Source organism: Halobacteriovorax vibrionivorans, assembly GCF_003346865.1.
Classification (GTDB): Bacteria; Bdellovibrionota; Bacteriovoracia; order Bacteriovoracales; family Bacteriovoracaceae; genus Halobacteriovorax_A; species Halobacteriovorax_A vibrionivorans.
Genome location: NZ_QDKL01000002.1, coordinates 486,069 through 502,644 on the forward strand (window position 1 = coordinate 486,069; position 16,576 = coordinate 502,644).

The 16,576-nt window shown below is 33.3% G+C and carries 15 protein-coding genes; 9 read left to right on the top strand and 6 right to left on the bottom strand.

Going from position 1 to position 16,576, the window contains the following annotated elements; translation table 11 throughout:
- The first annotated feature begins 246 nt into the window (after positions 1–246).
- Genes DAY19_RS08170 through DAY19_RS08185 form a run of 4 tightly spaced genes read left to right on the top strand, consistent with a single transcriptional unit; the run spans position 247 to position 4,939 of the window.
- The gene (locus tag DAY19_RS08170; protein WP_133296919.1) at positions 247–1,122 is read left to right on the top strand and encodes a polysaccharide biosynthesis protein; all 876 of its coding nucleotides are present in this window, start codon (positions 247–249) and stop codon (positions 1,120–1,122) included.
- Positions 1,112–2,314 carry an O-antigen polymerase gene (locus tag DAY19_RS08175; protein WP_115361245.1) on the top strand — a complete coding sequence of 401 codons (1,203 nt, stop codon included), beginning with the start codon at positions 1,112–1,114 and terminating at the stop codon, positions 2,312–2,314. Before DAY19_RS08170 ends, DAY19_RS08175 begins: the two co-directional genes overlap by 11 nt.
- On the top strand, positions 2,307–3,536 hold the full coding sequence (locus DAY19_RS08180) for a glycosyltransferase family 4 protein (protein WP_115361247.1): 1,230 nt from the start codon (positions 2,307–2,309) through the stop codon (positions 3,534–3,536). The genes DAY19_RS08175 and DAY19_RS08180 overlap by 8 nt, the downstream gene beginning before the upstream one ends.
- Positions 3,536–4,939: a right-handed parallel beta-helix repeat-containing protein gene (locus tag DAY19_RS08185; protein WP_115361249.1), complete on the top strand. Its 1,404-nt coding sequence runs from the start codon at positions 3,536–3,538 to the stop codon at positions 4,937–4,939. Before DAY19_RS08180 ends, DAY19_RS08185 begins: the two co-directional genes overlap by 1 nt.
- On the opposite strand, the gene DAY19_RS08190 is transcribed toward DAY19_RS08185, so the two are convergent.
- From DAY19_RS08190 to DAY19_RS08200, 3 genes are read right to left on the bottom strand one after another with little or no spacing between them, the layout of a single operon-like run.
- Positions 4,936–5,448: a polysaccharide biosynthesis/export family protein gene (locus DAY19_RS08190; RefSeq protein ID WP_115361251.1), complete on the bottom strand. Its 513-nt coding sequence runs from the start codon at positions 5,446–5,448 to the stop codon at positions 4,936–4,938. The two genes, DAY19_RS08185 and DAY19_RS08190, sit on opposite strands and share 4 nt — an antisense overlap.
- 28 nt (positions 5,449–5,476) lie before the next feature.
- Complete coding sequence (locus tag DAY19_RS08195; RefSeq protein WP_115361253.1) at positions 5,477–6,955, bottom strand: hypothetical protein; 1,479 nt, start codon at positions 6,953–6,955, stop codon at positions 5,477–5,479.
- Positions 6,952–7,668 (bottom strand): P-loop NTPase family protein, encoded by a 717-nt coding sequence (locus DAY19_RS08200; RefSeq protein WP_115361255.1) that lies wholly within the window; start codon positions 7,666–7,668, stop codon positions 6,952–6,954. The genes DAY19_RS08195 and DAY19_RS08200 overlap by 4 nt, the downstream gene beginning before the upstream one ends.
- A 168-nt stretch (positions 7,669–7,836) precedes the next feature.
- Between DAY19_RS08200 and DAY19_RS08205 the strand changes: the two genes are divergently transcribed.
- From DAY19_RS08205 to DAY19_RS08225, 5 genes are read left to right on the top strand one after another with little or no spacing between them, the layout of a single operon-like run.
- Positions 7,837–8,277, top strand: coding sequence for a hypothetical protein (locus DAY19_RS08205; protein WP_115361256.1), 441 nt, complete (start codon positions 7,837–7,839; stop codon positions 8,275–8,277).
- Entirely contained in the window at positions 8,274–8,654 is a 381-nt protein-coding gene (locus DAY19_RS08210) for a PilZ domain-containing protein (RefSeq protein WP_115361258.1), read from the top strand. Before DAY19_RS08205 ends, DAY19_RS08210 begins: the two co-directional genes overlap by 4 nt.
- Before the next feature lie 13 nt (positions 8,655–8,667).
- The gene (locus DAY19_RS08215; protein ID WP_115361260.1) at positions 8,668–9,951 is read left to right on the top strand and encodes a nucleotide sugar dehydrogenase; all 1,284 of its coding nucleotides are present in this window, start codon (positions 8,668–8,670) and stop codon (positions 9,949–9,951) included.
- Positions 9,951–10,985 carry an NAD-dependent epimerase/dehydratase family protein gene (locus DAY19_RS08220; RefSeq protein WP_115361262.1) on the top strand — a complete coding sequence of 345 codons (1,035 nt, stop codon included), beginning with the start codon at positions 9,951–9,953 and terminating at the stop codon, positions 10,983–10,985. The genes DAY19_RS08215 and DAY19_RS08220 overlap by 1 nt, the downstream gene beginning before the upstream one ends.
- Position 10,986: 1 nt before the next feature.
- Positions 10,987–12,138 (top strand): glycosyltransferase family 4 protein, encoded by a 1,152-nt coding sequence (locus DAY19_RS08225; protein ID WP_115361264.1) that lies wholly within the window; start codon positions 10,987–10,989, stop codon positions 12,136–12,138.
- Positions 12,139–12,141: 3 nt separating this feature from the next.
- Here the strand turns inward: DAY19_RS08225 and DAY19_RS08230 are convergent, their stop codons facing one another.
- From DAY19_RS08230 to DAY19_RS08240, 3 genes are read right to left on the bottom strand one after another with little or no spacing between them, the layout of a single operon-like run.
- Positions 12,142–12,564, bottom strand: a complete 423-nt coding sequence (locus tag DAY19_RS08230; RefSeq protein ID WP_115361265.1) for a hypothetical protein — start codon at positions 12,562–12,564, stop codon at positions 12,142–12,144.
- Positions 12,555–15,068, bottom strand: coding sequence for a DUF2309 domain-containing protein (locus DAY19_RS08235; protein ID WP_115361266.1), 2,514 nt, complete (start codon positions 15,066–15,068; stop codon positions 12,555–12,557). Before DAY19_RS08235 ends, DAY19_RS08230 begins: the two co-directional genes overlap by 10 nt.
- Entirely contained in the window at positions 15,068–16,561 is a 1,494-nt protein-coding gene (locus DAY19_RS08240) for a proton-conducting transporter transmembrane domain-containing protein (protein ID WP_115361267.1), read from the bottom strand. The genes DAY19_RS08235 and DAY19_RS08240 overlap by 1 nt, the downstream gene beginning before the upstream one ends.
- Positions 16,562–16,576 lie beyond the last annotated feature (15 nt).

Here is a 16,576-nt window from a genome sequence, read left to right on the forward strand (position 1 = left end):
ATAATTAGTAATAATTATCCGACGGCGACTCTCGGGGACTACGCACTTTCACTATCTTATCTTGCACCACTCACTCTCTTCTTCTGTTTCTCACTAAGAAACTTTTTTAACAGTCACAATGAAGAAGTAAATGTCTCGGATATTTTTACTCATAGAATAGTGTCAACGATAATTTACTTTCTTTGTTCTTTATTAATATTGAAATTGTTCGTTCCAAACGTTGATAACAGTGTATTTATATTATTAATGCTAATAAGGGGTGGCGACCTACTCTCAGACTTGGCCTATACAGTTAAACAAAGACAAAAGGATATACGCTATATTGGTGTAAGTCTTTCCTTGAAAAGTCTTTTCATAATCATCATTTGTCTTGTGGCCAATATTCAAGCCGATATTGCCATCGATCATTTCTTAATAGGAATACTGTTAATTACTACAATCTTCTTTGTAATTGATCTTAAGGCCTCTATACCAAGTTTTTCATTTAAAACTGATTATATAAAGAGAATCACAATCCTAACCACTCCCCTTGCCCTGGCCTCTCTTGTTAACTCTGTAAATGCAAATATTCCACGATACCTTCTGGACTTCTACTATGACAAAACAAGTGTTGCCATCTTTTCAACATTCTTCTTTTTCTATTCTTCAATAATTATAATTACAAACTCGTTCATTCAAGTCTCACTTAATAAATTATCACTATCACTTAATAGTCTGGTAGAGACACGAAAAATGATTAAGTCATATATTATCTTTGCTTTTATGACTTCTTTATCATTCATTCTATTTAATGAACTCATTGGGCAATTCATCTACAATTTGATCTTTGGTACGAAATACACTGAGTATGCTCATTACCTACATTATTTGAATATAATCATTCCGCAGGCTATTGCTATTATCATGATAAACTACTTTGTGATTGCTTTAAGATCTTATAAGACGAGCTTTCTCTTCACTTCTTTAACCTTAATCGTTCACTTTGCGGTGGCCATGGTTTTAATTAAAGGTAGTGAAATAGAAGGTAGTTTTGATGCATTCATTATTGCTCAGGCATTTTATATTATAATTAATATAGTTTTTATCACAAAGAAAGTTAGAGAATTACGACATGAATTTTGAATTAATCGAATATCATTTTTATCTATGTCTAATAATTCTCGTTATAAAGTTCTTCATCAATGGTTGGAAGGATCATTTAACATACTTTATCCTATTCTACTTTTTCTTTTCAATGGGCCCGATTCTAAACCTTATCCTCGGAAATGGAATCTACTTTGGAACACCTAAGGACTACATCCATATAGCAAGTACGAACTTCCTATGCGCTATTGCAACGATGTCGATTTTATCTGTGCTAATAAGGCCAAGAAACACAGAGATTGAAGAAGTTAGAGAGAACTTCCCTCTTCTAAACTGGATCTTTATCGCTTTTATTTTCTTAGCATTTTTTAATATTACAAAAATTGTAACGATTGGTCTCAATATAGACAAAGTTACAAAGATTTCATTAATTGGCAATTCGATACACTATATCTATCTCTTACTACAACTATTTCTTACGTCATTTTATTATTTGTGTAGAAAGAATAAAACGAGAAGATTCTATTATTTAAACTTCTTTACTTATATTGCATACTGCTTGGTTACAGGAGAAAGAGATTTCATTTTCCCGTTATTTTCAATCGTAGGACATCTCCTAATTCACCATCGAACAAGTTTTAAAAAGAAGCTAATTTTGACCTCATCACTATCTCTTCTTGGGATTGGTGGTACTTTGATATTCTTATTAAGAGATGCTACTCAGAAAACAACGAACTACATTGAATCATTTCTTAATCAAGGATCACTTTTATTCGTAAACGCGTTTACAGCAAAAATGGTTGATATAAAATATAACTTCTTTTACGGAGAGACCTATCTACACAGCTTCTTAAGTCTACTTCCAAGCTTTATCTATAAATCTTCTTATAATAATCTCGCGTGGCTAAAAGATAATTATGCCCCTGGTGGAGACTCTGGATATGGGTTTGGCCTAGATGCTGAAGGATATATGAATTTTGGATATATTGGCGTTATTATAACATTTGCCATTATCGTTCTAATACAAAGATATTGTAACTATAATATTAATCGTGGAAAGTTCTTTAAATACTATAGTGTATTCTTTCATGGCTTTACGATGTATTGCTTTCGAAATGATTCCTTGGCCTTTTTTAAAGGAAATCTATACGCAATCATCGTTTATTTTATAATCATTCAGGCCAATAATTTCATTACGAAAGGACAAGGAAAAGTAGCTACTCATGAATAAAGACATAAGAGTTATGCAAATTATAAAAACAACTGAAGGTGCTAGTTGGGCACTTCATCAAGTAAAGTTTCTTGTTCGTTGTGGAATTGATGTACATGTTATCTTAAATAATAATACTGGCAAATTCTATAATAAATGGAAAGAAAGTGGTGCAACTATATATACCCTAGAGTCAATCTTAAACCCTTTGCACCCTTTTAAAACCCTAAAGTCTATCTTATCTTTAAGAAGATTAATTAAAGAAGTTAATCCTGATATCATTCATAGCCACTTCTTTATCAACACGATTCATATGAGAATGGCATCTTTTAGGTTAAAACCTACTCGAATATTTCAAGTTCCTGGACCACTTCATCTTGAACACGCTATCTTTAAATATATCGATCTATTTTCAGCAAGAAAGAATGACCGCTGGATTGCCTCTTCTAAACATATCAAAAGTCTCTATATCAAAAGCGGAATAAATGAAGAGCGTGTCGACCTCAGCTACTACGGTAATGACTATAGTCAATTTAACACTTCTGATAGTGATCACTTAAAAAGAGATAATCATTTACGAAATAAATACGGATTCAAGGATAGTGACATTGTTATTGGAAATGTATGTTATATCTATCCACCTAAGAAATTTCTCGGACAAAAAGTAGGCCTTAAAAATCATGAAGTCATGATTAAGGCCATTGAAATTGCCAGGCAACAAGAGCCAAGAATAAAAGGGCTCTTTATTGGTGGACAGTGGGGAGATTCAACTTCATATGAACAATTGCTAAGACGATCAATTCCAGTCGATGAAAGAGAGAATATCGTTATCACTGGAAAGATCCCTCCAAGTGAAGCGGCAAAAGGCTGGCAAAACCTCGACTACGCTATTCACCTGCCCCTTTCAGAAAGCTGTGGTGGTGTTATAGAACCTCTTCTTGCACAAAGACCTGTTATAAGTTGTAAAACAGGAGGTATCCCAGAAATCATTATTGAAGGGTATACAGGCTTTATTACGTCACGAGATAATCCACAAGAAGTTGCTAGTAAAATCCTAGAAGTAATTAAAAATAAGAAGAATGCGATTGAATATACATTAAATGGCAAAAATCTTGTTCTCGATATGTTTAATATTGAAAGGACTGCCAAAGAGATTTTAGAAATATATAAGAAGATTATGAGTATACAGAATTCATATGAAGAATACTCTTCAAAGAAATATCTTAAAAGGGTCAACCCGTAATGAAAAGATCACACTTTTTAAAACTAATTGGACTAAGTATAGCTGCACCAGTATTTGGCCAAACAAGTACGAAGAAAAACTCTAAGACAAATACAAATCGTGATAAACGCGCCGATGACATAACTAATTATGGAGCACTAAGTGATGGAAAAACAGATGCCTCAAGTGCTATCAGGGCATGTTTAAAAGCAAACTCAAGTGCCTATATACCTATGACGACACACGGTTTTATCGCCGGTGATATCGTTGTGAATCAATCAAAAATACACGGTAATGGAACACTTATTCGCAAAAACAAATCAAGCTATACTCTCCTAACCAAGGGGAGCAATTGTGAAGTTAATGGGATTGTTTTTAAATCACAAGGTTCAAAGTACACCAATGGAGTCTCTGACATTATTATTGGAGAAAGTAGCAAAAGTATTAGAATTCATAATTGTAAATTTGAAAGTAGCCATTACTGTTCTATCTCAGCAGATAAAAATTCTGATTCAGATCTTAAATTAACTTATAAGTCCCCTGTTAAATCAATTGTCATCTCTAAAAATATATTCAGCGGAAAATATTCAAGGGCCCTATATCTACACAGTGTTGAGGATCTTCAGATTATCGACAATATCATTAAGGAGACTTTATATGATGGTATTAGATTAAGGCAGAGAATTAAGAAATGTATTATTTCAAAAAACTTATTTAATGATATCGGAATAAAGAAACATCAAGATTCACAAGATGCAATCGATACTTACTGGAGTGGAGAGGAGCTGATTATAAGTGATAATATCATTAAGAATTGCTCTAAGAATGCTATCGAGGTTAAGGGAGTCTCTCCGGATAGCACTGGTGCTACTGGAAAAGTGGTGATTTCAGGAAATGAGATTTTAAACACCGCTTATAGCGCTATTCACATATCTTCAGGAGCGAGCAAAACAACAAAGGTAAAAGACTTTGTCATTGCCAATAACATTATCAAAAAAGCAGGTACGGTTGGTGCCAAGAAAGGAAATGCTGCAATTTTCATAAGACATGGAGTTGAGAGTCTAGTTATTAGCTCCAATATTATTAGTGAGAATAATTCTAGAGGAATCTTCTTAGCGAACCTTGAAAAGGATCAAGGTGCCATAAAGAATGTCACGATTTCGGCCAATAACCTCGTTGATAATGGCAATAAGGATGAAGGATATGCAATTCTAAGCTCAGGTGTAGAAAATTGTATTATAAGTGCTAATAATATCGAAAATAAAAATGGACTTCAAAAGGTCGCCATTGCAATTACCGATCAAAAGGATAAATCTAGTAAGGCCGTTATTAGCAGTAATATAATAAGCTCAAATCACAAGGAAACGATTCTCTATAACAAGAAGAATAAGAATATAAAAGTAGTGAATAATCTAATCAATTAGTCGATTTTCTTATAGATTAGGTATGAACCTAGTGTTGTCGCAAGAATTGAAAGAATTGATGTATACCAAATTCTATTTTCGTAGAATCGCTCTTTTCTTAAGTAGACAACGTCACCTGGCTGTAATTGAAAGTTGTGGCTATTGAAATCACCACCGCTACTAAGATCAAATTCAATTGTCTTAAGCTCTTTTCCACTCTTACGAGTAATTTTAACTTCATTTAAGTTAGCATCACCTGTTGCTCCCCCAGCAAGAGAGAGACCGTTTATTAGGCTTGTTCCCTTTGGAACAAAGTGTAGACCTGCTGATTTTACTTCCCCCCAAAAGTTAGTCGGAATGAGTACTTCATTCTTAACTGACTTTGAAAAATAAAGTGAACCAGACTTCTTCTCAAGTCCTTTTACTTCAGTTGGTAAGACGAGTGAATTTAAGTCAATATTATTGGCCGCTTGCACGACTGGAGTGAAACAAAAGTTCAAGATGATTAAGCTAATAGTGATCAATTTCATAGAAATATCTTAATCAAACAAATAAACCTTAGCAAGAAACTTTTGTTATTTCAGGTGCTATCCCCAGATCTTTTGCGTCATGATAAAGGACTTGTATCTCGTCATGTGAATAAACTCGATCATCAATACAATAACAGATGAAACAAGATACTAGAGCCGTGAAAACAGACAGAACCATGCTCAATAAAATCAATAGCTTAAGTGTAAATTTCTTTTGATTCTCAATCTTTGGATTTAAAATATTAAAAGTTAAATAATTCTGTATTGAGTTTAGGCTATTGCGCGTTTCTCTAATCTTATTTCTAATATCGACAATAGTATTCTTAAGAGGATTGAGTTGATCATTAGTAATAGTATTAAGATTTCTATCTTTTAATAGCTTATCCCTTTTAAGCTTATTCTCGCTAATCTGCTCTGTTAATTTACTAATTAGAATACTAAGAGTTTTCTTTTTTTGAATTAACTCAGGAATTTTTTCAAGCTCAATAGCTTTATTCTTCTTATCATCAGTTATTGAAGCATCACTCACCTTAAGTTTCTTAAGCTCATTGGCCAAGTCACTTCGCTGCTTTTTTAAGCTTACAATGATCTCTGAATTACCTGCCAATGAGCCAGACTTTAGTAAATCAATATTCTTAGACACATCTACAATCTGTTGTTCTATTTCAGCTCTCTTTCTAATTAAAGAACGATCCTTTCCAGAAAAGGATACCCTTTTCATTTTTTTGTAAAACTTTAAGTCTGAGTCGACAGAAAAGAGAAGTTCTTTATTCTTTGCAAGACTCTTTTCCTGTTCTCTTATTACTTCATCAAGGTCAGAGATTCTTGAATCAGCTCCGACATTAATAATATTGTGATTATCTAGAAGTTGCTTTTCATTCTTCTCTAATTCATTCTCAAGCGCCTGGATTTTTTCTTTTGCTAAGATGTAATTAGAATTGAATTTAATGCTTTTTAAATTTTTAACAATAGAATCTTGAATAATTAGAGTCGTAAATTTGTTCTTACCTCTTGAATAAAGAACGTAGCCACCATAGCGAGGACTTTGCTTAATGCTATAATTATTTTGAATATTTTCTGCAATATATCGACTAATACACTCTTTATTATACGAACAGTACTCGTACACTGAGCGCAAGTTTTTCTTATCGCCATTATCATCTTCTATATAGAACTCATTAATATCTTCAACGGCCATAATATCTTGAGCAATACTAACTTTAAAGTCCCATCTTTCAACTAAAGAACGATAACTCTTTATTTCATCAATCTTATTAATACCAATTATTTGAGAAATTTTAGATTCTTGATTTACATTATCTAGCTTTGAATTGAAATGAATCTCTCTAACATAGTTCTTGTCTTGATTAACATAAAAGCTAATCAGTGCACCAACACTTACTAAAACACATATTGAATTTACAATCCAATAACGTCTCAATAGAGTAAACAAAAGAGAGAAGTTTATTACTGAATCTTTATCTAAAAGTAGCGTCAGTTTTTTCATATTACTTCCTCTTTAGCGTAAATAACTCCACCTAACTTAACACCTAAAGACTTTAGATATTCAGTACTCTTTTTCACTGTACTAAGTCTAGTTTTACGCTCTCTTACAATGAAGTCACAATGTGAAGAAAGTAAAATAGGAGCTCTATCATCAACACCAAGATCAGTGAGTTCTTTATCATCAAGTAAGAAGATGACCTTATCAAATGTTGAAGTAATCTGTTTCATTGCACCAGCAAGAGCATGAGAGTTTCCAACAAATAAAGAAAGAAAATAGCTATAATTTAAAACTGAAATATTTTCTGATAGTTTTTTTGTATTTAGAGACCTTTTAGTAGGGCCTTTAAGTTCTATACTTACCTCGTTAAGTGTTATATCTTTAATATTTTGACCTATATCTTGATAAGAGATAATTAGAACTTTCTTTTTAAAACATACATCAATACAGCTTGATATTGATACAATGATATCCTCAAGCCTTTGCTTATCGATCATCCCTACTATAGTTGAAACTTTACTTTCTTCTGATGTCTCACTAATTACGCGAGACATACTATGAAGGTCCTTTCTATTTTTGATACGATAGTAAATAGAACTCAAATCCTTCTTGCCCTCAGAAATATCGACTACATTCTCATTAATGATATTAGGATAATCATTTTGATTATGCATATTTTCAAAAACTAAGATTTTATTTTTCAAGCTACTTGTCATATGACCTCAGGACTTATTTAAAATCAAATTCGCCTTAATTATACATAATATTTATTAACTCTTCCTTAAAGGGGTACTATATTCCACTCTCTAAAAAACATAGTGCAGGACTAGGGCATTTTCTACCACATAGCAGAATATAAATTTTATTGTGCATATAATGAATGGATGGTTGAAACAAGTCCTACTACAAAACATAATAATATAGACTTTACTAGATTCACTTCTAGCCTGTGCCTATTCATCTCAAAAGACTCTTCAGACTTTATAAAGTGTATATTTAGCGCCCATAAAAGATCATCAAAGCCTGAGTTTCACAAGGGCAGTACCTATTCAATCTATGAGATCACTGCCCTTACAAATACTCTTGCTATTACAAACGAAATCATTGATTTAGACGTAGATAATAGAATTATTGAAAATGGTTCAAGTCTTTCAATGGCCATCATTCTTGATTGGCAGCCCCACTTGAGAAAAGTCGTCACAATAACAATAGACGATGTTCATATGCTTCTTGACGAAGAATTAGAATATTTAAAAACAAAGAGTTTTAAAGAAGACGTTAGTAAATATTATCACCGCATACTATATACAAGTGAGTTTAAGTGAAAAAGCACAGTAGAGATTTTCAACGCTACCCATTTGAATCATATAAAATTGTCGCATATACGATTAAAGACAATAAGAGAGTTCAAGTAAAACTAATGAATATAAGCCTAGGTGGCTGTCTCATTAAAACTAATCTAAGTGAAAATATTGATAATCTATATCTCCACCTTGCTGATAAGCAAATCAAAATGGAATTAAACCAAGTATGGATCCAAAGTGATGGTGATCATAAACTTATTGGTTTCAAAATAAAGTTTAATGACTACTACAACTTCAACCTATGGAAAAGTTTAGTTCACTCCACTCAGAGAATCGAAGAAAAATATAAAGAGAAGTATAATAAGAAAAAGAAAGAGATAAAAGACGTAAGTCTATAAGCCTGAGGTATTCATGGAAAAGAGTGTGTGTGTAATTGGTCTTGGCTACGTAGGTCTTCCGGTAGCATATAACTTTGCTAAGAAGTATCGTACAATTGGCATCGACATATCAAAAAAACGAGTTGAAGAACTAAGAAATCATCAAGATAGTACACGAGAAATTACGACAGACGAATTAAAAGCGCTTGAAATGAATTTTTCAACAAATATCGAAGATGCGTCTGATTACAACTTTTTCATCATCACTGTCCCAACACCAATCGACAGTTATAAAACACCAGATTTAACTCCTGTAATAAGTGCAACTCAAGCAGTTGCAAAAGTTTTAAAAAAGGGAGACACAGTCGTTTATGAGTCAACAGTCTATCCAGGTGTTACAGAAGATATTTGTGCAAAGATATTAGAAGAAAAAACAGGGCTTAAGTTTGGAATTGATTTCTTCTTAGGATATTCTCCAGAAAGAATTAATCCTGGAGATAAGGAACACACATTTACAAAAATAACGAAAGTAGTGTCTGGATGTTGTAGCGATAGTCTAAAAGAAATTGCTTCAATGTATGCAAGCGTAATTGAAGCAGATGTTTTTAAAGCGACTTCAATTAAAGTCGCAGAAGCCTCAAAAGTCATTGAAAATATTCAACGTGATGTAAATATTGGTTTAATCAATGAGCTCGCTTTGATATTTGATAAAATGGATATTAATACTAGCGAAGTATTAGAAGCATCAGGAACAAAGTGGAACTTCTTAAATTTTAAACCAGGTTTAGTTGGTGGCCACTGTATTGGCGTAGATCCCTACTACCTTTCATACAAATCAAAACAACTAGGAATTATTCCACAAATTATAAATGCAGGAAGAAGGGTTAACGATAGCATTGCTACACATGTATCACAAAAGGCAATAAAGCTCCTTATTCAGAATAATGTTAATGTAAAAGGTGCAAATATAGCAGTTTTAGGCTTAACTTTTAAAGAAAACTGTCCCGACTTAAGAAATTCAAAAGTTGAAGATATAATTAGAGAACTCAATGAGTATGCTACAAATACAATTTTAGTGGACCCACATTGTAATCAAGAAGAAGTCCTAATAAAATATGACAAAGAGATTCAAGAGTTTAATAAATTAAGAGATATTGATTTACTCTTAATAAATGTAGCTCATCGAGAGTTCTTGAACCTATCAGAAGAAGATTTAGTAAAAGTCTTTTCGGGAAAACCTCCCATTATAGTTGATGTTAAAAATATTTGCCCAAATACAATTAAAACAAATACCGAATACACATATTGGAGTCTTTAATGGATGAATCCTTACAACTTCTATCAGAGCAACTAAGAGAGAAGCCTAGAAAATGGCTTGTTACTGGTGCCGCTGGATTTATAGGGTCTAATCTTTGTGAGTTCTTATTAAAGAATAATCAAATAGTAGTTGGTCTTGATAATTTTTCAAATGGAAGAAGAGAAAATATTGAAGAAGTAAAAATGGTCTGTAATGAACATATTGATAACTTTCTCTTCCATGAGGGTGATATTAGAGACTTTGAGACTTGTGTGAAAGTCTCAAAAGATGTTGATCACATTCTTCATCAAGCTGCTCTTGGTTCTGTCCCTAGATCAATTAACTCCCCTGACTTGAGTCATCAATCAAATGTTGATGGTACCTTCAATATGCTAAACGCAGCAAGACAAGCAAATGTAAAATCATTTGTCTTTGCTTCAAGTAGTTCAGTTTATGGTGACAATGAAAAAGATTTCAAAATAGAAGATTCAATAGGAACACAATTATCTCCTTATGCAGTAACAAAGCATGTATGTGAGCTCTATGGAAGAGTTTTTAATTTAACTTATGGACTCCCTACAATCGGAATTAGATATTTTAACGTATTTGGGAAAAGACAAGATCCAAACGGAGCTTATGCAGCAGTTATACCAAAATGGATAGAGCGAGCTCTAACCGGTAAAGAACTAGAGATTTATGGAGATGGAGAAACAAGTCGTGATTTCTGCTATATCGACAATGTTATTCAACTAAATATTAAAGCATCTCTAAATACAGATACGAATAACTTTGGACAAATTTATAATTGCGCCCTTAGCAAAACAACATCTCTTAATACACTATCAAAACTCATCCTAGACAATATAAAAGAATACGCAGGAAAAGAGTTAGTAAGTGAAATCACTTACAAGGATTTCAGAAAGGGAGATATAAAGAATTCCCAAGCTAATATTTCTAAAAGCATTGAAAAACTAGGATATCAACCAGAGGTTTATATCGAGGAAGGAATTAAAAGAACTGTTCAATATTATCTTTCAAAAAAAGAGAATATATAAAGTGAAAAGAGTAAATATCACGCTGGATTTTAGATTCGTTAGATATAATGGCCAAGTTTGGACCAAGTCATCGTTCGATTATAAGTTCTGGCAAAGATACCTTATGACATTTGAGCACGTAAATATAATTGCACGGGTAGAAGACACTGACTCACAAGTAGGCCTAAAACCAGTAACAGGAGAAGGTGTATCGTTTACAGAGATCCCCTACTTTCTTGGGCCAAAAGATTACTTCTTTAAAAGAGGAGCAATAAGAAAGAAATTAAAAGAGATTATCTCACCTAATGAAGCTTATATTATGAGAGTTCCATCCACGATAGCAGATATTCTTCAACCACTTCTGATGAAAAATAATATCGAGTATGGAATTGAGTTAGTAGGAAACCCGTACGATACTTTTAAAAAAGGCTCTTACAAACATCCGCTAAGACTTTTTTTCCAGTACTGGCTAACAAAGAATGTGAAAACACAAATCTTTCATGCAAAGAGTAGCTCATATGTAACGAAGACTTTTCTTCAGGAACTTTACCCAAATCAAAATAGAGATAAGCAATTTAGCTATTCATCCATTTCTCTACTTCCAGAGCATATTGTTGCAGAAAAAGAATCTTTTAATAAACATAAGAAGCTTCTATTTATTGGTTCTCTTGAGTACTTAGTTAAATCACCTGATACACTAATTAAAGCTTTCTACAAGGCCTTACAAAGAAATAAAAACATTAGCCTAACAATGGTTGGAGATGGCAAGGAAAGAGCTGGGCTTGAGAGCTTAGTGAAAAGCTTAGGATTAAGTGATAAGGTTACATTTCTTGGCTTTTTAAACGGTGGAGAAGAAGTAAGAGCTGTTCTTGATGAGCACGATATTTATATCCTCACATCAATTTCAGAGGGACTACCACGAAGTATGGTGGAAGCAATGGCAAGAGGACTTCCGTGTATTGGAAGTACAATTGGTGGCATAAAAGAGTTACTTGAGTCAGATGACTTAGTTGATCCACAAAGTGTGGAAGAATTAAGTGAGAAGATTCTTGAGTTTTGCTCTAACGATAAAATGCTCAAAGAAAAATCAAAGAGAAATATTGAAGTTGCAAAAACATACCAAAATGAAATCCTTGATCAACAAAGAAAGTCATTTTATCAATCACTCACCTAATTCTTAAAGAGTTGTTATCTGACTATTCTCACTGGCCTCTTCATAGGTATATACATTATTTCTAATCCTATGTTCCGTTACTTTAGCTAAATTGTAATCAGTATCAATATATAGCTTAAATTTTAGATTTTTCGACTGATCTTCAATAATAATATAAAAAGGCAGTTCATCCCTTTCTCTAGCAAGCATTGGAGATTCAATCTTTAGCTGCTTTTGAGAGCTCGTATACTCATCTTCATTATACTTTATCTTAACAACGGCCTGATCTGTAAGATTGAATTTATACATTGGTCCCCAGTCCCCCCAAACAGAATATTCTAGCTTAGAAAGATCGGGTAATGTTACCTCAACATCAGTTGAATTCATTGGACTACCCCAAATAAAATCAAATTTTTGATTTGAAACTGCTCCGATATTTAGTTCCACAAGTCCTCCTTTGGTTCAATCCAAGAGTCTGATTGAAATAATTTAAATTTTAAATTTTTAGGATTAATCGATATAATTTTTAACCAATTGTTAGAAATCAGCTCTCTAACCATTTGATGTTTATTGATAATTTCATCAATTGCTGATGTCTCGGCCTCAATAAAGACTTGAAGTCTTAAAGGCTCATGAAAGTAGTCTCCTTTATATAAAACAGATTGTTCTGTTAATCCTCCAAGCAGATCACTTTCATTACCTTGAATACAGCCAATTCCACCAACAACATTATTTAGAACCTTATTCCCTGCACCAAATTTTTGGGGATTAACTGTACTTGCGTAATACTGCATATTAATCCAATTCGTTACAATCATTGGTGCAGTCATAATAAGTTCTAAAATCGAAAGATCTTTATCTTGTTCAAAATCATAGTCATGAAGGAACGCCCTTCCATCAAGTTCTAAACTTCTTGTTAATTTTCTGCGACCAACCACAAATGATGCATTTCTAGCAAGTCCCCATTCTGGACGAATCTCAGACCAGTCATTTGCCTTTTGAAAAAGCTCTCCGCTTAATTCACTATCCTTAAGCTTTGAACAATTTGGTAAATTTCTTGCTCTTTCTTTCTGACAATTCTTAGAGGCTTCTCTAAATTTCTTTTCATACAAACTTAGCTCTTGGCCTTGCTTCAGGTTTAATCCCTCAAACCGATCAATATGAAGTTCATCTTTTACAGTATTGTGCCAACCTGACATAAATAACGTATCTCTAGGTATCTCAATTCCTTTACTTTTTAACTTAGCTTGAACTTCTAAATCATTTAAAATTGTGGCCAGGAATATGGCATTACTTTGTCCATTATGTCCTGCACATGCACCGCATTCTAAAGCAGATGCATATGGGTTATTTGAAGATTCACTTCCATGCCCAATGAAGAAAACAAACTTTGCAAAATTCTTAGTTAGCCCCATATTCTTTAAAGCATTAAAGGCCAAGTTTACTTTCTCTTCGATTTTAATTTTTTCAAAATCAAATTGAATATTCTCTTTGTCTTTTTCAGATAGGCCCATTGAAGAGATATCGAGATTAGGCTTCTTTTGAAAGATGCCAGACTTTAAAATCTTTCCGATATAAGAAAATCCAAGTGTTTCAACAAAAGAAAAGCCTGAATTAGCAGAAGCTTGAACACTCTTTTTAAAATACTGAGTCTGTGCAAATGCTTGTTTTTTATTTTTAAGTGAAGTCTCATCTTTTGTCTCCACTTCACTAATTTCATAGGCAGAGTTTAACAGAATGGGACAATTTTGATCACTCCCTTTATGCCCAAGCCCCTTCACTGAAATTGGCACTCCAAAAAATCCTGCAAAGCCAATTGTTTGTATTTTATCTGAGCTATTTTCGAGGTGTCTTCTTAGAACCTCACTACGAACATCAATACAAAATGCCATTTGTACATCGGGCCTAGAGTAAAGATCCTTACTATTAACAGAGCTTTTAATTGTCTTTTCAACTCTCCTTCGGTAGGCACATTCAACGGCATTCAACCAAATATAAATGAGATCTAAATCACGATCATCTTTATTTGAACAATGTTGGCCCTCTAGGCTTACAACAGAGATCTCATCAAGTAGAGCGATATCATAGGCCATTCTCATGACAACGATATCAATTAATCCTCCTATCTCCTTAAGCTTTGAACTCTCTCCTGAGCGATTGGCCTCAAATTCAAATTTTTGGATGTATGAACTCCAACCTAGCGTCGTATAAATGAGACGATAATAATAATTTGAAAGATCATCTTGTTCTAAGGATATCTTTTCTAAAAGTTTATCTGTTAGAGATTCAAGTGCTTTTTTTGGACTTTCAGGAAGAAGCTCAACAATTTCATTGAATCGATTTGTTTTTCCATCAAATGGCCTGTCATATTTTACAAGGGACTTCCACCAAGTATAAAGTCTTGTATCATTTGTCTCTATTTTCCATAGCGCCTGACCTTCATCAAAATACGCCGAGGCCCATCTTGAGATTTCATTAGTTATTAGCTCAGTAGTCTTTTCATTATTTTCTAAGTCATAAAGATCACTAACTGCTCTAAACTTTAAGTCACAAACTTTTCTTTCAGATGATCTTATAAAGTTCATCAACTCTTTTATCGTAATATCATTTAGTGAATTGTTATGGATTTCTTTTAGATAAAGTTTTTTTGCAACTTCTAAATCATACTCTGTAACTTCACCAGATTGATATTTCTTTAGAAAGAACTCTTTCTTAGGTAAAGTATCTTTTCCTGAAATATGTCGCATATACTTGGCCAATTCGAGAAAGTTCTTATCTTTAAAGCCGAAGAAAGGATTTACAGCAACATAGTCACGTATATCCCAAAGAGGAGTTAATCTCTTGCTTACTTCAAGAAAAGTCTCAATGACAGACTTTTCTTGTCTAATCTTTAAAGACGTAAAAGCTTCTTTTCTAATTTTTTCTTTATCTAATTTTACGATTTCGTTCATTAGAAGCCTCCTCTTAGTGCTTTCACATAGATCTGTTTACCGACTTCTGTTTGAGAAATTTTGTCTAAACTATTTTGAATCAAATATAATGCTATGAAAAATCCAGCAGATATAAGAACTGTTACAACTCCAACGATTCCAGGCATTAATACATTGGCCGGAACAATTCCCTCTAATAAGATTGTCATGAAGTTTGTTAAACCGAGATAGATTAAAACAATAGAGCTTGCAAAAAGCACCGCTTGGAATTTATCTTTTGAATTTAAAATCATTTGAGATGCAGCTAAGGCCAAAACAATTAAGAGAATGAAGACCCCTGGGTTTTCTAAGACATTTACGCCTGTATACATTAGGCATCCAACGACTAAAACGATAGAAGTTGCGCCTAGAAGAAAAGAGTTCCTAAATTTATTAGTAATTTGTTGTTTTGGAAAATAACGATTGAGCCTACCAAAATCTGTTGCTGTACCCGAGCTTAAAAATGCATAGGCCTTGTAAAAAGCATGACCTATTATATGAACTGTTGCGATGGAAAAGGCACCTAATCCACATTGAAGCATCATAAATCCCATTTGAGCAATTGTTGAATAGGCCAAATTCTTTTTCACATTCACCTGAGTAAACATAACAATAGTTGCCCAAAATGCAGTGAAGCTACCAATGATTGCAAGTAATGAAAGCGCTAATGGAGTGCTCGATAAAAATGGGGCCATTCTAATTATTAAATAACCACCAGCATTTATTATTCCAGCATGCATAATTGCAGATACTGGAGTTGGTGTCTCCATCGTATTTGGAAGCCAGTGATGGAAAGGAAATTGTGCTGACTTTGTCATTGCACCAAGAACAAGAAAGATTGAAGCAGTATTTAGTAATATGTAATTATCTTTCATCAAGAAAGTATTTTCGGCCATTGCAAAAATAGTATTAAACTCAAGAGTTTTAAATACATTTAAGAGGATTCCCCCTGCTATTATTATAAAAATATCACCTAGACGATTTATCCAAAACTTCTGTCTTGCTGCTTTGATGGCCCCTTGCCTATTTGAAAAATGAGTGAGCAGCTTATGCAGAAAGTATGAAGCTCCGGCCCAAGAGATAGAAAATAAGACGAGATTTGGTGCCAAAAGCATTGAGAATACAAAACTTAGCGTAAAGGCCAGATTCTTTTTAAAGTGCTCGCTCTTAGGGTCATCTTCTAAGAATCTAATTGAGTAACGAGCAACGACTATACCGATAGTTGAAACTGTCGCAGCGATAAGTCCAGATAAGACATCAAGCTTTAATCCGACTGAGAAGTATTTAGAAAAGTTCCAAATGGTCAGCTGGATTGGACTTTTATCAATATAACTTAGTATTGAAAAACAAATAAATACAAACGGGCCAAGGAATTGAGCAAGGCCTAGGCTTAGCTTCTTTGAGCTACCAGATAACTTATTAATGATTATCGGCAACAGAAGTAGCACGGGAAGTAAGTATTGTAATGAGTTCATAAATTCTCCTTAACA